Origin of the sequence: Caulobacter sp. Root1455, assembly GCF_001426905.1 — a bacterium.
In the GTDB taxonomy this organism is placed as follows: domain Bacteria; phylum Pseudomonadota; class Alphaproteobacteria; order Caulobacterales; family Caulobacteraceae; genus Caulobacter.
In genome coordinates, this window is record NZ_LMFQ01000021.1 from 1 (window position 1) to 15,917 (window position 15,917).

Annotated in this window: 16 protein-coding genes and 2 tRNA genes; 11 read left to right on the top strand and 7 right to left on the bottom strand. The window is 69.4% G+C overall.

Annotated elements, in window-relative coordinates:
- The 3 genes from ASD21_RS23355 to ASD21_RS12175 all read right to left on the bottom strand — a co-directional run.
- On the bottom strand, positions 1-99 hold a 99-nt coding region (locus tag ASD21_RS23355; protein WP_199225306.1), incomplete at its 3' end, for a GTP-binding protein.
- A 53-nt stretch (positions 100-152) separates the two neighbouring features.
- Positions 153-226 (bottom strand) — tRNA-Gly (locus tag ASD21_RS12170).
- Positions 227-302: 76 nt separating this feature from the next.
- Positions 303-388: transfer RNA gene (locus ASD21_RS12175), tRNA-Tyr, on the bottom strand.
- 171 nt (positions 389-559) lie between these two features.
- Between ASD21_RS12175 and rlmB the strand changes: the two genes are divergently transcribed.
- The 4 genes from rlmB (at position 560) to ASD21_RS12195 (ending at position 4,438) form a co-directional block, all read left to right on the top strand.
- Complete coding sequence (rlmB, locus tag ASD21_RS12180; protein WP_056441213.1) at positions 560-1,396, top strand: 23S rRNA (guanosine(2251)-2'-O)-methyltransferase RlmB; 837 nt, start codon at positions 560-562, stop codon at positions 1,394-1,396.
- A 106-nt stretch (positions 1,397-1,502) separates the two neighbouring features.
- Positions 1,503-3,275: a stalk-specific protein StpX gene (gene stpX / locus ASD21_RS12185; RefSeq protein WP_235524880.1), complete on the top strand. Its 1,773-nt coding sequence runs from the start codon at positions 1,503-1,505 to the stop codon at positions 3,273-3,275.
- A gap of 42 nt (positions 3,276-3,317) precedes the next feature.
- Positions 3,318-4,058, top strand: a complete 741-nt coding sequence (locus ASD21_RS12190) for a TerC family protein (protein WP_056441222.1) — start codon at positions 3,318-3,320, stop codon at positions 4,056-4,058.
- Positions 4,058-4,438 carry a DUF423 domain-containing protein gene (locus ASD21_RS12195; protein WP_056441226.1) on the top strand — a complete coding sequence of 127 codons (381 nt, stop codon included), beginning with the start codon at positions 4,058-4,060 and terminating at the stop codon, positions 4,436-4,438. Before ASD21_RS12190 ends, ASD21_RS12195 begins: the two co-directional genes overlap by 1 nt.
- Here the strand turns inward: ASD21_RS12195 and ASD21_RS12200 are convergent.
- Complete coding sequence (locus tag ASD21_RS12200) at positions 4,435-5,661, bottom strand: multidrug effflux MFS transporter (protein WP_056441229.1); 1,227 nt, start codon at positions 5,659-5,661, stop codon at positions 4,435-4,437. The two genes, ASD21_RS12195 and ASD21_RS12200, sit on opposite strands and share 4 nt — an antisense overlap.
- A 118-nt stretch (positions 5,662-5,779) precedes the next feature.
- On the opposite strand from ASD21_RS12200, the gene ASD21_RS12205 reads away from it, so the two are divergent.
- Positions 5,780-6,763, top strand: a complete 984-nt coding sequence (locus ASD21_RS12205) for an alpha/beta fold hydrolase (RefSeq protein WP_056441232.1) — start codon at positions 5,780-5,782, stop codon at positions 6,761-6,763.
- Positions 6,764-6,817: 54 nt separating this feature from the next.
- Here the strand turns inward: ASD21_RS12205 and ASD21_RS12210 are convergent, their stop codons facing one another.
- The gene (locus tag ASD21_RS12210) at positions 6,818-7,072 is read right to left on the bottom strand and encodes a hypothetical protein (protein WP_056441235.1); all 255 of its coding nucleotides are present in this window, start codon (positions 7,070-7,072) and stop codon (positions 6,818-6,820) included.
- Positions 7,073-7,122: 50 nt separating this feature from the next.
- Positions 7,123-8,220, bottom strand: a complete 1,098-nt coding sequence (locus ASD21_RS12215; RefSeq protein ID WP_056441238.1) for an HPP family protein — start codon at positions 8,218-8,220, stop codon at positions 7,123-7,125.
- An 83-nt stretch (positions 8,221-8,303) separates the two neighbouring features.
- Here ASD21_RS12215 and pip point away from each other — a divergent pair, with 83 nt between their 5' ends.
- Positions 8,304-9,293, top strand: a complete 990-nt coding sequence (gene pip / locus ASD21_RS12220) for a prolyl aminopeptidase (RefSeq protein ID WP_056441241.1) — start codon at positions 8,304-8,306, stop codon at positions 9,291-9,293.
- Here the strand turns inward: pip and ASD21_RS12225 are convergent.
- Complete coding sequence (locus tag ASD21_RS12225; RefSeq protein WP_056441244.1) at positions 9,290-10,456, bottom strand: low temperature requirement protein A; 1,167 nt, start codon at positions 10,454-10,456, stop codon at positions 9,290-9,292. The two genes, pip and ASD21_RS12225, sit on opposite strands and share 4 nt — an antisense overlap.
- A 142-nt stretch (positions 10,457-10,598) precedes the next feature.
- Between ASD21_RS12225 and ASD21_RS12230 the strand changes: the two genes are divergently transcribed.
- From ASD21_RS12230 to ASD21_RS12250, 5 genes are all read left to right on the top strand, one after another.
- Positions 10,599-11,084, top strand: coding sequence for a hypothetical protein (locus ASD21_RS12230; RefSeq protein ID WP_056441249.1), 486 nt, complete (start codon positions 10,599-10,601; stop codon positions 11,082-11,084).
- Positions 11,085-11,169: 85 nt separating this feature from the next.
- The gene (locus ASD21_RS12235) at positions 11,170-12,576 is read left to right on the top strand and encodes an O-antigen ligase family protein (RefSeq protein WP_056442389.1); all 1,407 of its coding nucleotides are present in this window, start codon (positions 11,170-11,172) and stop codon (positions 12,574-12,576) included.
- A 17-nt stretch (positions 12,577-12,593) separates the two neighbouring features.
- Positions 12,594-13,460 carry a 50S ribosomal protein L11 methyltransferase gene (locus tag ASD21_RS12240; RefSeq protein ID WP_056441252.1) on the top strand — a complete coding sequence of 289 codons (867 nt, stop codon included), beginning with the start codon at positions 12,594-12,596 and terminating at the stop codon, positions 13,458-13,460.
- A gap of 103 nt (positions 13,461-13,563) precedes the next feature.
- Complete coding sequence (locus ASD21_RS12245) at positions 13,564-14,004, top strand: hypothetical protein (protein WP_056441255.1); 441 nt, start codon at positions 13,564-13,566, stop codon at positions 14,002-14,004.
- A 57-nt stretch (positions 14,005-14,061) separates the two neighbouring features.
- Positions 14,062-15,873, top strand: a complete 1,812-nt coding sequence (locus tag ASD21_RS12250; protein ID WP_056441257.1) for an aminopeptidase P family protein — start codon at positions 14,062-14,064, stop codon at positions 15,871-15,873.
- Positions 15,874-15,917: the final 44 nt, after the last annotated feature.

Sequence of the window (15,917 nt, forward strand, 5' to 3'; positions counted from 1 at the left end):
GGTGATCGCCGCCGTCAACGTCGTCTTGCCATGGTCAACGTGACCAATCGTGCCGATGTTGCAGTGCGGCTTGTTACGTTCGAACTTTTCCTTGGCCATCGTCTCTACCTTCGCGCCGGCGGGCTTGTTTCTGGGAAATATGTGTTGGGAGCTGGAGCGGGTAGCGGGAATCGAACCCGCATCCTCAGCTTGGAAGGCTGCTGCACTACCATTGTGCTATACCCGCCAAGCTAGCGGGGTCGCGATCGGCTCCCGGTCTGGCTTCTTTGGGGTCCAGGCTTCTTGGGAGCTCTTGTCGCGCGTGGTGGGGGAAGCAGGACTCGAACCTGCGAAGGCGTACGCCAGGGGATTTACAGTCCCCCCCCTTTGCCACTCGGGACATTCCCCCAGCGCGCGACAGAGTTCCTTCAAAGCGGCCTTTCCATCCTCGAAACCGGCGGCGGACCGCCCGTCACGAAAAAGGAACAAAAGCTTCCTCGAGACCTGTGAGACGATGCTAAAGCAGCGCCGCCCTGGCTCTTGGAAACCCTCAGGGCCCCAAATCGGAGCGCGTCTTATAGTGTCCTCTCATTCCGAACGCAACGACCGGAAAAAGCCTTCTTCGCCCGGACGTGATTTTCGTTCCAAGCCTCGGGAAAACAACAAGTTTTCTAAAGGTCAGGGCGACGCCAAGGACTGGATCTGGGGGACTCACGCTGTCGAGGCCGCGCTTTCCAACCCCGCCAGGCCCGTTCCGAAACGTCTTCTGGCCACCCCGGATCGCGCCAAGCGACTCGCGCCGAATCTGAGCCGCGCGCCCTTCCTGCAGATCATGGAGGGCCCCGACATCGCCCGTCAGCTGCCGGCCGGCGCGGTGCATCAGGGGATCGCCCTGAAGATCGACGAACCCGAGACCCTCAGCGTCCACGACCTGGGAACGCCGGCCCAGGGCCTGCTGGTGATGCTGGACCAGATCACCGACCCGCAGAACATCGGCGCGATCTTCCGATCGGCCGCCGCCTTCGGGGCCAGGGGAATGATTCTGCAGGACCGCCACGCCCCGGCCCTGACCGGCGTGCTGGCCAAGACCGCCGTCGGCGCCGTCGACAAGATCCCCTACGCGCGCGTGGTCAATCTGTCCCGGGCCCTGGAGGAGCTGGCCGACCTGGGCTGGCGGGCCGTGGCCCTGGCCGGCGAGGCCGAACAGACCCTCGACCAGGTGCTGGACGACCGCCCGACGGTCCTGGTGCTGGGCTCGGAAGGCGAAGGCGTGCGCCGGCTGGTGGCCGAACACTGTGACGTCATGGGAAAAATTGCCATGCCGGGGGGCTTCGAAAGCCTGAATGTGTCCGCCGCGGCGGCTGTGGCGCTCTATGAAGCGTCGAAATTTCGCTCCAGGGATGAAATCGGTTCGTGAATCTCTCTTAACCGTTTTGATTTCGTCGCGATGACGTGGTTCTCTCAAGCTTGAAGACCGCGAGCACTGCTTGGCGGAGAGTTTAGACATGGGATCGGGGGACCCGATGTTGCATAACAAAGTCCGTTTGACGGCTCTGGCCGGCTGCGCGGTGGGCGTTTTGGTGATCGCCGGCTGCGGCGCGCGCGAGCCCGTCGAGGCGCCGCCCGCCGCGGCCGCGCCAGGCTATGGCGCCGCTCAGACGCCGGAACTGATGGGCGCGCCGCCCGCCGCCGAGGCCACGCCGGCCGACGGCCTGCTGGGCGGACCCGCGCCGGCCGCGACGCCGGCTCCGGCGCCCGCATCGGCGCCCGCCTTCAGCTCCAATCCGAATCTGAAGACCTGGCGGCGCGCCGACGGCACGTGGGTCACCGCCATGGAGCCGATCGCCAATCCCAAGGCGACCCATCGTTCCGTGCGCTATGCGCCGCGCGCCGTCGCCGCGCCGGTCCGCCGGGCCCACGCCGCGCCCGCTCCGGTCGCCACGGCCAAGCCGGCCGCCAAGCCTGTCGTCGCGTCCGCGCCCGCCCCGGTGAAGCCGGTGGTCGCCGCCAAGCCGGTCGTCGCGCCGGTCGCGGCCGCCAAACCCGTCCCGGCCAAGCCGATGACCAAGCTGGAGAAGCTGCAGGCCGCCGTCGCGCCGGAAGCCACCAAAGGCGCGACCCTGGCCACGGCCGAAAGCCTGACCCAGGGCAAGGAGGGCCAGGTCACCCTGTCCCTGCCCGCCACCCTCGGCGACCTGATCAAGAAGGAAGCCGCCAAGCTGGGCCTGACCAAGGCGGCCAAGAAGACCAGCGCCTATGCCGATCTGCAGGGCCAGGGCTACGAAATCACCCCGAACGGTCGCCAGACCGCCGTGGTCAAGGCCGGCGAGCCGGCGACCTTCGCCTGGCAGGTCAAGCCGACCCCCGCGGCCAAGGGCCCGCTGAAGTCGGACTTCGGCGTCGAGCTGAACGGAACCAAGCCGACCCAGGGCTTCACGCTGGGCTCGATCGCCAAGCAGGTCGCGCCGCTTCAGGAAGCGGTGAAGGAAAAGACCAAGGGCTTCCACTTCGCCATGCCCAAACTCGGGTTCGCGATGCCGGACCTGGGCCGCTACGAGACCGTCGACCTGCCCGGCGTCGGCAAGGTGGCGGGCAAGTCGCTGCTAGGCGGCGGGCTGGTGCTGCTGGCCCTGCTGATCCTGGTGGCGATCGCGCGCAACGCCTCGGCCGCCAAGGCCCGGGAAGAGCGTCGCCGCAAATTCCGCACCCTGACCGACTACGGCCGCAACGAGATGGAGCACGATGCGCCGCTCTCGTCCGCCAAGGTCAACTACGTCAACCCGATGGTCGCGGCCGCGGGCGGCGCCCTGGCCGGCGCGGCGGTGGCCAGGGCGGTCAACCATCATGACGACCACGGCCACGACGCTCACGGGCATGGCCACGCCGAAGCTGACCATCACGATGATCATGGCCATGACGACCATGCTCACGACGACCACGCTCACGGCCACGACGACCACCACGCCGCGCCGGCGATGGCTCCCAAGGTCCTGAACCTCAGCGGCCACGAGGATCATGGCCACGGCCACGCTGATCATGGCCATGACGCCCACGCTGGCGACCACCACGACGACCACGGGCACGACGACCACCACGTCGCCCCGGCGGCGGGCGCGGCGGCCCTGGCTGTCAGCGGTCACGACCATGCCGACGCCCACGCCGGCGACCACCACGACGCCCATGGCCACGACGATCACGCTCACGGCCATGACGACCATGGTCACGGCGACGATCACCACGATGACCACGGGCATCACGCGCACGCCGATCACAAGGAACTTGCCCACGCTCACTAGGGGGTGCTTGCCAGACCCGCCCGCCTGCCGCATTGAGGCCGCATGTTTGACGCGCTCATAGCCCAGGTGGGCGGACTGAACGGTCCGTTCGCGGCCTTTCTCTCTGTTCTGATGATCGACCTCGTCCTGGCGGGCGACAATGCGGTGGCCGTGGGTCTGGCGGCCGGCGGCCTGCCCGCCCAGGACCGCAAGAAGGTCATTCTCTATGGCCTGGGCGCGGCCGTGGTGCTGCGCATCAGCTTCGCCCTGATCACCACCTGGTTGCTGGGGGTGATCGGCCTTCTGCTGGCCGGCGGCATCCTGCTGCTGTGGGTGTGCTGGAAGATGTGGCGCGAACTGCGCGAGCAGATCACCCACGACCAGACGGACGCCATGGCCTGCCTGGACGACGACCCGACCACCGAGCCCAAGGCCAGGCCGGTCAAGAGCTTCAAGCAGGCCTTCCTGCAGGTGTTGATCGCCGACGTCTCGATGTCGCTGGACAACGTGCTGGCCGTGGCCGGCGCCGCCCGCGAGCATCCGACCATCCTGGTGTTCGGCCTGTTGCTGTCGATCGTCCTGATGGGCCTGGCCGCCACCGCCATCGCCAATCTGCTGCACAAGCACCGCTGGATCGGCTTCATCGGCCTGGCCATCGTGCTCTACGTCGCCCTGCACATGGTCTGGGAAGGCCACCGCAGCGTGGTCATCGACCTGCACAAGACCGACGCCTACAACGCCGCCATGCCGTCGTTCCTGGACATCACGCCGGACGACCTGGCCGCGCACAACAGGCCCAAGTGATGCGCGGCCCGGCGCTCGTCGTCCGCCTGGCGGCGCTCAGCGGCTTCCTGGCCGTCGCCTTCGGCGCCTTCGCGGCGCACGGCGCCAAGGATGCCCGGGCGGCCGAACTGCTGCACACCGGCTCGCTCTATCAGATGACCCACGCCCTGGCGGTCTTCGGCTGGCTGGCCGTGCGCAAGGCGGGCGGCAAGACGGGCCTGACGACCCCTGCCCTGTTCCTGATCGGAACCGTGCTGTTCTCGGGCTCGCTGTACGCCCTGGCGTTCGGCGCGCCGCGGATCATGGGCATGGTCACGCCGTTCGGCGGCCTGTGCTTCCTGGCCGGCTGGCTGCTGCTGGCCTGGCGCGCGGGCGGCGTCAACCAGGATCGCGAAACCTAGGCCGCCGCCTTGCCGCGCCGGTCCTTGGGGACCGCCAGCAGGAAGATCGCCAGGCTCGACCCCAGCAGACAGACGAACATCACCGCCGCCACGGGCCTGGCCGTGCCGTCGTGCAGCAGGCCGCCGACCCAGGAGGCCAAGGCGCCCGCCCCGAACGAAGCCCCGCCCATCAGGGCCGAGGTCGAGCCCGCCCGGCTGGGATCGACGCTCAGCGCCCCGGCCATGGTGTTGCCGGCCATCAGGCCGTAGCTCGACAGCGCCGCGAACAGCAACGGCAGGACGGTGAACTGACCGCCCAGGCCGCTATAGGCGGCGGCGACCAGCAGGAAGGCGGCGAGGATCGAGGCGATGCTGGCCCGCACCAGCACCTGGTCGGGCGTGGCGCGGCGCAGCAGCAGGCGGTTGACCTGACTGGCCCCGATGATGCCCACGGCGTTGAAGGCGAAGATGATGTTGAACACCAGCGGCGCGTGACCGTAGGTCCCCATCACCAGGTCCGGCGCGGTCGAGATGTAGGTGAACAGGGTCGCGCCGTTCAGGGCCCCGGCCACGCCGTAGCCGACCAGCCGCTTCTGGCGCAGCAGCGCGAAATAGGCGCGGAACGGGTTCTCGGAGCGCGCCTGGGCCGCCGTGGCCTCCGACCGCGATTCCGCCAGGCTCAGCGCGATCCACAGGCCGATCAGCAGGCCGAAGACCGCCAGCGTCCAGAACACGCCGCGCCAGCCGGCGAAGAACTGCACGACGCCGCCGAACTGCGGAGCCAGCACGGGCGCCAGGCCCATGATCAGCGTCATCAGCGACAGCACCCTGGCCGTGTCGGCGTGGTTGAACTTGTCGCGCACCACCGCTCGGGCGATCACCGCCCCCGCGCAGCCGCCCAGGGCCTGGACGAAACGGGCGGCGATCAGCACCTCGATCGCCGACGCCATCGCGCAGACCACCGAGGCTGCCACATAGATGCCGATGCCCACCAACAGGGGAAGCCGGCGTCCGAACCGGTCCGAGGCCGGGCCGTACAGGAACTGGCCGATCGCCATGCCGGCGAAGAACGCCGCCAGGGTGGCCTGAACGTCGTCGGCCCCCGCGTGCAGGGTCCGGCCGATGTCCGGCATGCTCGACAGGTACATGTCGATCGACATCGGCGCGAAGGCGGTCAGCGCGCCCAACATCAGGACGAGCCGCCAGGGCGTGGCGGCGGGCGCGGACTGTGGGTTGTCGGTCATGGCCGCGCTTTTACGCTTGTTTTCCGCAGGGGTAAGTCCTTGACCGTACGAATCGCGGCCTTGCCCGGCGGGACGTCCGCCTGCAAGGTGATCGCCAATAACATAAGCAGGAAACGCCATGACCCGTCTCGCGCCGCCGATGCCCGAGCCCGCGTTCGCCCAGATCAACGGGATCCGCATGGCTTATTACGAAGCGGGGCCGCGGGTCGGCACCCCGATCGTGCTGTGTCACGGCTTCCCGGAGTTCTCGTATTCCTGGCGATGGCAGATCGCGGCCCTGGCGGCGGCCGGCCGCTGGGTGATCGTTCCCGACCAGCGCGGCTACGGCCTGACCGACCGGCCCGACGCGGTCGAGGACTACGACATGGCCCACCTGACCGGCGACCTGGTCGGGCTGCTGGACCACCTGGGCGTCCCGAAGGCGGTGTTCTGCGGTCATGATTGGGGCGGCCTGGTCGTCTGGCAGATGCCGCTGATGCATCCGGACCGGACCGCCGGCGTGGTGGGCGTCAACACGCCGTTCCTGCCGCGCCTGCCGGTCGATCCGATCACCGCGTTCCGCAACGCGTTCGGCGACGACATGTACATCGTCCACTTCCAGAAGCCCGGCGTGGCCGACGCCCAGCTGGCCGCCGACGTCGAAAAGACCATGCGCTATTTCATGCGCAAGCCGACCGGCGTGCAGGCCGCCTTCACCAGCGGCGAGACCGGAGGGCGCTCGCTGGCGCTGCAGGACGGCCTGGCTCGCTTCAACGTCGCCGACACCTCCGCCCAGCTTCTCGAACCCGAGGAATTGAGGACCTTCGTCGAGACCTTCCAGCGCACCGGCTTCACGGGCGGGATCAACTGGTACCGCAACTTCGTGCGCAACTGGGAGCGGGCCGAGCACCTGCCGACGCGGATCGACGGGATCCCCTGCCTGATGATCATGGCCGAGCACGACGTGGTGCTGCCGCCTTCCCTGGCCGACCGCATGGGCGACCAGATCTCGGACCTGGAGAAGGTGCTGGTCGAGGGCAGCGGCCACTGGACCCAGCAGGAAGCGCCCGAGCGGGTGAACGCGCTGCTGATCGACTGGCTGGGGCGGCGGTTCCCGAACTAAAATATCCCGCTCATCCCGGCATTCGCCGGGATGAGCGGAATTTGGGGACGGTTCCTACCTCTGCTGTTCGGCCAAAATCTCCGCGCGACGTCGCATCGCCGCCGCCATCTGCAGCATGGCCAGGGCCGAGACCTCGTCGCGCTCGGTGGCGCGCACGGTGTAGAGCTGGGCCATCACCTGCAGGGAGATGACCTTGTCCAGGCCCTCGGGGCCCATCATCTCGGCGATCGCGCGGTCCAGCTCGGCCAGCTGGCGCGGGGTCAGCATGTCCAGCAGCTCTTCGTCGCTGAGGTCTTCGGGGTTGTTCATGACTCGGGAGAATACGGAAAAGCGGTGGGGGTTGCGATGGCGGACGGACTCTAGCCCTGGCCGGCCATGGCCTCGACCACGTGAGCGCGATACAGCACCGCCAGCAGGTCGGTCTGGGTGACGATGCCCTTGAGGGTGCGGTCGGCGTCGACCACCACCGCCTCGTGCACCGCGCCGCTCGACAGTAGGGGCAGCAGGGCCTGGATCGGCGTGGTCTCGCGCACGCGGTGGACGAACGGGTCGATCACCGTCTCGACCTTGCGCCGGCGGTTGGCCTGCAGCTCGGCGCGCCGCACCAGCCCCAGGACCTTGCGGGCGGCGTCGACCACGGGCGCGGTGCGCAGATCGTGCTCCTGCATGTAGAGCAGCGCGCTTTCGCAGGACTGCTGCGGGTCCACGGCGATGACGTCGACCGACATGATGTCGCCGCACAGGATCTGGGCGTGTAGCCGCTGGTGGGCCCGCAGCTCGACCTGGCGGAACAGGGCGTCGAGGTCGTCACGGCTGACGTCCAGCAGTTCGCCGTACTGGGCCAGGGCGGCGTCCAGGTCGCCGGCCGTGAAGCCGGCCCGCGCGCCGGGCGGAGCGTCGCTGGTCTTGTGCGGGTTGATGGCGGCGACCGGCGCGCGGTGCGGATAGGTGTGTCCGGTCACCCGGTGAAACGCCATGCCGGCGATAACCAGCAGCAGCGAGTCCAGACCCACCGGGGTGAGCGCGAACATCCAGCCAGCCTTGGTCAGCTCCGGCCCGGCCAGGGCGCAGATCAGGGCCACGGCGCCGCCGGGCGGGTGGAGACAGCCGGCCAGGGACATCGCCGCGATGGCCACGCCCACCGCCAGAGGACCGACGAACGGCGCGCCATGGAACAGCTGCGCGCAGGCGATGCCGACCAGGGCCGACAGGACGTTGCCGAACACCACCGAATGCGGCTGGGCCAGCGGACTGGCGGGCACGGCGAAGACCAGCACGGCCGAGGCCCCGATCGGCGCGATCAGCAGGGGCGAGGTCAGGGGCGCGCCCCCGGCGATCATCCTGGCGAGCAGGCCGGCGGCCAAAAGGCCCAGCAAGGCGCCGAGACCGCCGCGACCGATATCGAGCCACCGGGCTGGGGTCGGCCGGCTCAGGGTCGGAAGGAGTCGCGCGATCATTCCCGTCCGATACGCGACCGAAGGGGGGAAATGAACCCCTCCCGCCGTTCCCTCGCCCCCCGAAACGGGTTTAGGGTTGCGCCATGGATCGCAACGCTTCCGCCACCCCCATGTCCGCCACCGGTCGCCGCGGCCTGTTTCGCGACATCGAGCCCTTCTCGTTCGGCTGGCTGAGCACGGATGGTCCACACGAGATCTATTACGAGGAATGCGGCGCGCCGCGCGGCAAGCCGGCGGTGATCCTGCACGGCGGTCCGGGCGGGGCGGTCAACCCGACCATGCGGCGGTTCTTCGACCCCAGCAAATGGCGCATGGCCCTGTTCGACCAGCGCGGCTGCGGCCGTTCGCGCCCGAACGCCAGCCTCGAGGACAACACCACCTGGAGCCTGATCGCCGACATCGAGCGGCTGCGCGAGCATCTGGGGATCGAGAAGTGGACCGTGTTCGGCGGCTCATGGGGCTCGACCCTGGCCCTGGCCTACGCCATCGCCCACCCCGACCGCGTCGAGGGCCTGGTGCTGCGGGGCATCTTCCTGCTGACCCAGAAGGAGCTGCGCTGGTTCTACCAGGACGGCGCCTCGATGCTGTTTCCGGACGCCTGGGAGCGGTTCCTGGCCCCGATCCCGGTCGAGGAGCGCGGCGACCTGATGGCCGCCTATCACCGCCGCCTGACCCATCCCGACCGCCGCATCCAGGCCGAGGCGGCCGGAGCGTGGAGCCAGTGGGAGGGCGACACCATCTCGCTTCGAGGCCCCGAAGCCCGGCCCCCGAAGTTCAACGAAGAAGACTTCGCCATCGCCTTCGCCCGGATCGAGTGCCACTTCTTCACCAACGGCGGGTTCTTCGAGGAGGACGGCTGGATCCTGAAGAACATCGACAAGATCCGCCACATCCCGGCCTGGATCGTCCAGGGCCGTTTCGACGTGGTGACCCCGCTCGACAGCGCCTGGTCGTTGCACAGGGCCTGGCCCGAAGCCAAGTTCGAGATCGTCTGGGACGCGGGCCACGCCTCGACCGAGCCGGGGATCATCGACGGTCTGGTGCGGGCGACGAACGCGGCGCTGACCGTCTAGGGATTGACCGGGGCACGCAGGGCCAGGCTCTCCCAGGCCGCCACCCCCGCCAGCACCAGCGTCGTGGCGATCGACAGCGCCAGCGGACTGAGCATCGGACTGACCGGCGCCAGCGCCACAAGGGCCAGCAGCCCCATGCCCCGCGACGGCGACCACCGGCGAAACACAGCTCGCTTGAACAGCAGGCCGCCCAGCAGGAACAGCAACGGTCCGCCGATCAGGGCGGCGACGGTCTTCAGGTCGGCATGGCCCAGCGGATGGTGGATGGTCCATTCGTCGGCCACCGCGGTGACGATGATCCCGGCGATCGGCAGCAGGTGGATGTAGGTGTAGGCCATCCGCGCCACCTGTCCGGGGTTTCGCGACCGGCTGATCGCCTCGCTGGCCGCCTCGGCGGTGACCGCGAAATAGATCCACCACATGGCCAGGCTGCCGGCGAAGGCGGCCAGGAAGGCGGCGATCACCATCGGCGTCCAAGCCAGGGTCGCGGTTGTCGCTCCCATGACCAGAATCGACTCGCCCAGGGCGATGATCGTGAACAGGGCGCAGCGCTCGGCCAGATGGCCGCCCTCGACGTCCCATTCCTCGGCGCGAGCCCGCCCCAGGGCCGGCGTCCAGAATCCCAAAGCCGGCGAGATGTATTCCAGGATGATCGCCCCGCCCCAGAGCGCCAGGCGCGCGCCGTCCACGGCCAGGCCGCCGGCGATCCACAACACGCCCGACATCCCGAACCAGGCGGATATCCGGATGAAGTTGCGGCTCTGGAAGGGATGGCCGCGCATGGCCCAGGCCGTGAACACGCTGCGCCCCAGTTGGATCGCCACGAACGCCGCGGCGAAGATCAGGCCGCGCTCGCCGAACGCCTTGGGGATCGACATGGTCAGGACCATGCCAACCACCATCACCGCGAACAGCATGATCCGCACCGGCTTCCGCTCGGGATCCAGCCAGTTGGTGACCCAGGCGGTGAAGATCCACGCCCACCAGACGGCCATCAGCAGCAGCCCGGTCTCGACCACCCGCGCCAACGTCGGATGCTCCATCAGGCCGTGCGACAGCTGGGTGATCGCGAACACGAACACCAGGTCGAAGAACAGCTCGACATAGGTGACTCGCGCATGTCCCCCCGAGGCCCGGTCGCGGAGCATATGACGGCTTGGCATGTCGATTTTCCCTGTCGGCGAGTCGCAGCCTAAAGCGTGACAGCCGAAAGTGGATGCCGGTTTTCGGCGCTCGTCACGCGCCCGGGCAAGCATTCGCATGACCAGGGTCGAACGTTTTGCCGTCCAACGCACTTCTGTTGGTATGGACCCCGCAGATCTCCTTCCCCATCGCCCCGCCCTGATCGGCGCCGCCATCGCCTTGACGATCGGGCTGGCGGGCGGGCTGATCCTGAAGATCGGTCCTCAGACCGCGCCGCAGACCGAAACCGCCTTCGCGGCCGAGAGCTCGTATGCCCAGGCCGAACCGATCGCCTGGCCCCGCGGCAAGGTTCCCGACTACGTGATCGGCACCGACTTCCTGCGCGCCCAGCAGTATCGGGAACCGCCGGTGGTCGTGGCGTCCTACGAGGTCCCCGAATATGTCCCGGTCACGTGGACCGAGCCGACGCCCCAGGCGCGGCCCGTCCAGCTGGCGCGAGCGGACGAGCGAACCTGGCCGTCGACCAGCGGCGACATCCTGAACACCCGCCTGCCGGAGGATGCGCCGGGTCCGCCGGAAGCCCCCGAGGCGATCGACGCGCCTGACGCCTCCGACGCCCCCGCCCCCGTCGACATGGCCGCCTACTAGAGACCCAGGACGGCCTTCCCCTTGCAGCCAACCGCTCCAGGCCGCGGCGCGTGTTCCATTTCGCGCCAGGACAGGGATCGCAGTGGTGGACGCACAACAACAGGACGGCGATCGGCCCGACGTCTGGCGCAGGCTGGAAGCCCTGGCCTGCGGTCTTGTGCTGTTCATGCTGTCCAACGCCTTCATCGGCCCGCTGCTTGACCCGCTGCAGGCCGGCGGCGAGGATATGCCGCTGCTGAGGCTGATGTGGCTGCCGGTCTACGGCCTGATCCTGGGCCTGGCCGCCTGGCGCGCGCCGCGCGTGATGCGGTTCTGGTTTCCCGCCATCATGCTCAGCCTGCTGATCTTCTGGCTGTTCGCCTCGGCCTCGTGGTCGCTGGACCCGGGCACGACCAACCGCCGAGCCCTGGCCGCGGCCTTCACCACCCTCTTCGGCCTCTATTTCGCGGCCAGCTTCGACGGGCGGCGGATGGCCGAGATCATCGCCACGACCTTCCTGTTCCTGGCCATCGGCGGCGGACTGGCGGCGGTGGTCTATCCCAAGATGGGCGTCCATCACGACGTCAACGCCGGCGACTGGCGCGGCCTCTGGTACGAGAAGAACCAGATGGGCGCGATGATGGTCTACGGCGCCATGGCCGCCATCGCCGCGATCCTGGCCGGCTCGCCCCGGCGCAAGCAGATGGTCGTCACGATCCTGCTGTGCGCGGCGCTGATCGTGATGACCAAGTCCAAGACCTCGCTGGTCGTGCTGCTGATGGGCCTGGCCGGTTCGATGCTGCTGGCGGCCATGCGCCGCGGGCCGGCCACGGCGGTGATCGTGGTCTGGCTGGGCGTGACCGTGGTCGGCGTGGCGGTGATGACGATGTGGCTGGCGCCAGAACTGGTGTTCAAGGCCCTGGGCAAGGACCCCACCCTGACCGGCCGCACCGACATCTGGGCCGCCGTGCTGCGCCAGTCGGCCAAGCATCCGCTGACCGGCTACGGCTATGCGGTGTTCTGGACGCTGGAGTCCCATCCGGCCCAATGGATCCGCAAGGAGACCGGCTGGCTGGTGCCCACCGCCCACAACGGCTGGCTCGACATCCTGGCCCAGCTGGGCTGGATCGGAGTGGGCCTCTGCGCCCTGGTGCTGGGCGGATCGTTGCTGGTCGCGCTGTTTCGCCACCGCGCCGTGCAGGACGGCTATTGGGCGACCCTGTTCCTGGCCATCTTCCTGATGACCACCTTCTCCGAGAGCTTCATCCTCGAGCGCAACGGCATCGCCTGGGCCCTGGCCTGCGCGGCGGTGGCGCGGCTGTTGGGACCGGTGTGGGCGCCGGGCGTGCAGCCTGAAAAGGCCGCCCGCCGCCCGCTGTTCGCCGCCCCGCCCCTGACCTGGAGCCTGGCTCCGCCCGAAGCCGCGCCGGAGATCCGGACGCCCGCGCCGGCTCGCCGCCCGGCGTTCCAGCCTACATTTGGCAAGCGCGCGGTCTCGCCTTTCGCCGCTTAGGCGGCTACTGGAGCGGCATGACCGACTACACGCCCCAGCAGATCGTCGCCCGCGGCGCGCGCGCCGACGCCGAAGCCGCCGCCGACGCCATCGACAACCACCCCGGCCTCGAGGGCGCGACCTACTCGATCCTCGAAGAGGACGAGGACAAGGGCCTCTGGCGCATCGACGCCTTCCCGACCACCGACGAGGAAGACGCGGGCCTGCTGGACGTGCTGGCCGGCTATCCGCTGAAGGTGGTGCGTGAGCGCCTGGCCGACGCCGACTGGCTGGCCATGGCGTTGTCGGGCCTGCCGCCGGTGCGCGCGGGCCGGTTCTTCGTCTACGGCATGCACGACCGCGGCCGCCTGCCGGCCAGCACGGTCAACCTGCGCATCGAAGCGGGCGCGGCGTTCGGCACCGGCCATCACGGCACGACCGTCGGCTGCCTGATGGCCTACGACAAGCTGATCAAGGCCCGGAAGTTCAACAAGGTGCTCGACGTGGGGGCGGGCACGGGGCTCCTCGCCATCGCTGCCGCGCGGACTGGATCGAGGATCGCGGTCGGCACCGACATCGACAAGCCCAGCGTGCGGATCTCCAAGGAGAACGCCAAGGTCAACCGCGCCAACGCCCGGTTCGTCCACGCCTCGGGCCTGTCCAACCGGCTGGTGACCGACAACGCCCCCTACGACCTGGTGTTCGCCAACATCCTGGCCCGCCCGCTGGTCAGCCTGGCCCAGGACATCAAGAACGCCCTGGTTCCCGGCGGTACGGTGATCCTGTCGGGCCTGCTGCGCACTCAGGAACGGATGGTCAAGGCCGCCTACGTTTCGCGCGGCTTCAAGGTGGTCAACCGCATCCACCGCGACGCCTGGGCGGCGCTGGTGCTGCAGCGGCCGTAAGACAGACACCCTCACCCTCGGGAGAGGGTTTCGGAAATACGGAACACCCTTCCTCTCCCCCACGTTTCTCCTGCCGGGACACACCCGCTCCAGGAGCAACGTCATGACCTATGTCGATCCCCAAGGCCCACCGCCCGAACAGGTGGTGCACGTCCGTCGCGAGGGCGGAGCCACGGGCTGGTTCGTGGCTGGGGCCGTGGCCATCGTCGCCGTGGTCGCCATCGCCTTCATGCTGACCGTCGGGGCCCGCACGCCCAGCCAGGACCAGATCGCTCAGGCCCAGGAGCAGGGCCGCGTCGTCGGCAATCTCGAAGGCGCGCAGACCGGGGCCGCCCAGGCCACCATCGTCGCCCAGCAAGCCGCCCGCGACGCCAGCGCCGCCGCCGACAGCGCCCGCCGCTCGACCGAGGCCACCGCGGCCAACGCCGCCCAGGCCGCGCACGACGCCGCCGACCGCACCGCCCTGTCGCGCGACGACACCCTGGCCCCCTCGGCCGACCCGAACATCAACCCGCCGCCGGCGCAGCCCCAGCCGGTGAACTAACGCTCCGATCGCAACCCGCCCCTTCCCAGGTCGAAGGGGCGGGACTAAATCGGAGGAATGCGCCAGACCTTCGATGAATCCACCGATCCGGGCTTCGGCCCCCGCCATGTCCCCCTGATCCGCGCCGCCATGGCCCGGCAGGGCCTGGACGGCTTCCTCGTCCCGCACGAGGACGAGCACCAGAACGAATATCTGCCGGCGGCGAACGACCGCCTGGCCTGGGCCAGCGGCTTCACCGGCTCGGCCGGGGCCGGCGTGATCCTCAAGGACCGCGCCGCCGTGTTCGTCGACGGCCGCTACACCCTTCAGGTCCGCGACCAGGTGGACCAGGGCGTGTTCGAGATCCGCGACCTCGTCGAGGGCGGTGTTCCGGCCTATCTGGAAACCGCCAGCAAGGGCGCGGTGATTGGCTACGACGCCCGTCTGCACAGCCCGCAGGCCCTGGACGGCCTGAAAGCCGCCGCCGCCAGGGCCGGCGCGGCGTTGAAGCCCGTGGCCGTCAACCCGATCGACGAGGCCTGGGGCGCCCAGCGCCCCGCCCAGCCCGTCGCGCCCGTCGTCCCCCAGCCGGTGCAGTACGCCGGGGAGGAGTCCGCCTCCAAGCGCGCCCGCGTCGGGTCGGCCGTCGCCGCCCTCGGCGCAGACGCGGCCGTGATCACCGCTCCGGCCTCGATCGCCTGGCTGTTCAACATCCGCGGCGGCGACGTGATCCGCTCGCCCCTGCCGCTGTCGCAGGCCGTGCTGCGCGCGGACGGCACGGCGCGGCTGTTCCTGGATCCGGCCAAGGTGACCGGCGAACTGCCGGCGTGGCTGGGCAACCAGGTGTCGCTTGAGCCGCCGGAGGCCCTGGACGACGCGCTGGCCGAGCTGACGGGCAAGTCGGTGGTGGTCGATCCGGCGCAATCCTCGGCGTGGTACTTCGACACCCTGGTCGCCGCCGGGGCCGAGGTGGTCCGCGCCATGGACCCCTGCACCCTGCCCCGCGCCTGCAAGAACGCCGTCGAGATCGCCGGCACCATCGAGGCCCACAAGCGCGACGGCGCGGCCCTGACCCGTTTCCTGCATTGGCTGGCCACCGAGGGCCAGATCAATCCGCCGGACGAGAAGGAGGCCGTGGCCAAGCTGGAGGCCTTCCGCGAGGCGACCGGCGTGCTCAAGGACCTCAGCTTCGACACCATCGGCGCGGCCAACGGCCACGGCGCCCTGCCCCACTATCGCCCGACCGAGCGCAGCAATGAACGCGCCGCCCTGGGGTCGCTGCTGCTGGTCGACAGCGGCGGCCAGTATCTGGACGGCACCACCGACGTGACCCGCACGGTCGCCATCGGCGAACCGAGCGCCGAGATGGTCACCCGCAACACCCTCGTGCTGAAAGGCCACCTGGCCATCGCCCGCCTGCGCTTCCCGGCCGGCACCACCGGCTCGGCCATCGACGCCTTCGCCCGCGCCGCGCTCTGGAGCCATGGCCTGGACTACGACCACGGCACCGGCCACGGCGTCGGCGTCTATCTGGGTGTTCACGAGGGTCCGCAGCGGATCTCCAAGGCCCCCAACACCATCGCCCTGCAGCCGGGCATGATCGTCTCGAATGAGCCCGGCTACTACAAGGACGGCGAATACGGCATCCGCATCGAGAACCTCGAAGTGGTCATGCCCGCGGAGGCCGTCGGCGACGGCGACCGGCCGATGCATCGCTTCCACGCCCTGACCCTGGCCCCGATCGACCGGCGACTGGTCGACAAGAATCTGCTGTCGGCCGAGGAGATCGCCCAGTTCGACGCCTATCACGCGCGGGTGGTGGCGGAGATCGGGCCGCGGGTCGAGCCGGAAATCCGGGCGTGGCTGGAAGAGGTCTGCGCGCCGCTTTAGGCGTGGGATCACACTGACTTGCCCCCACCTGGCGACTGCGTCGC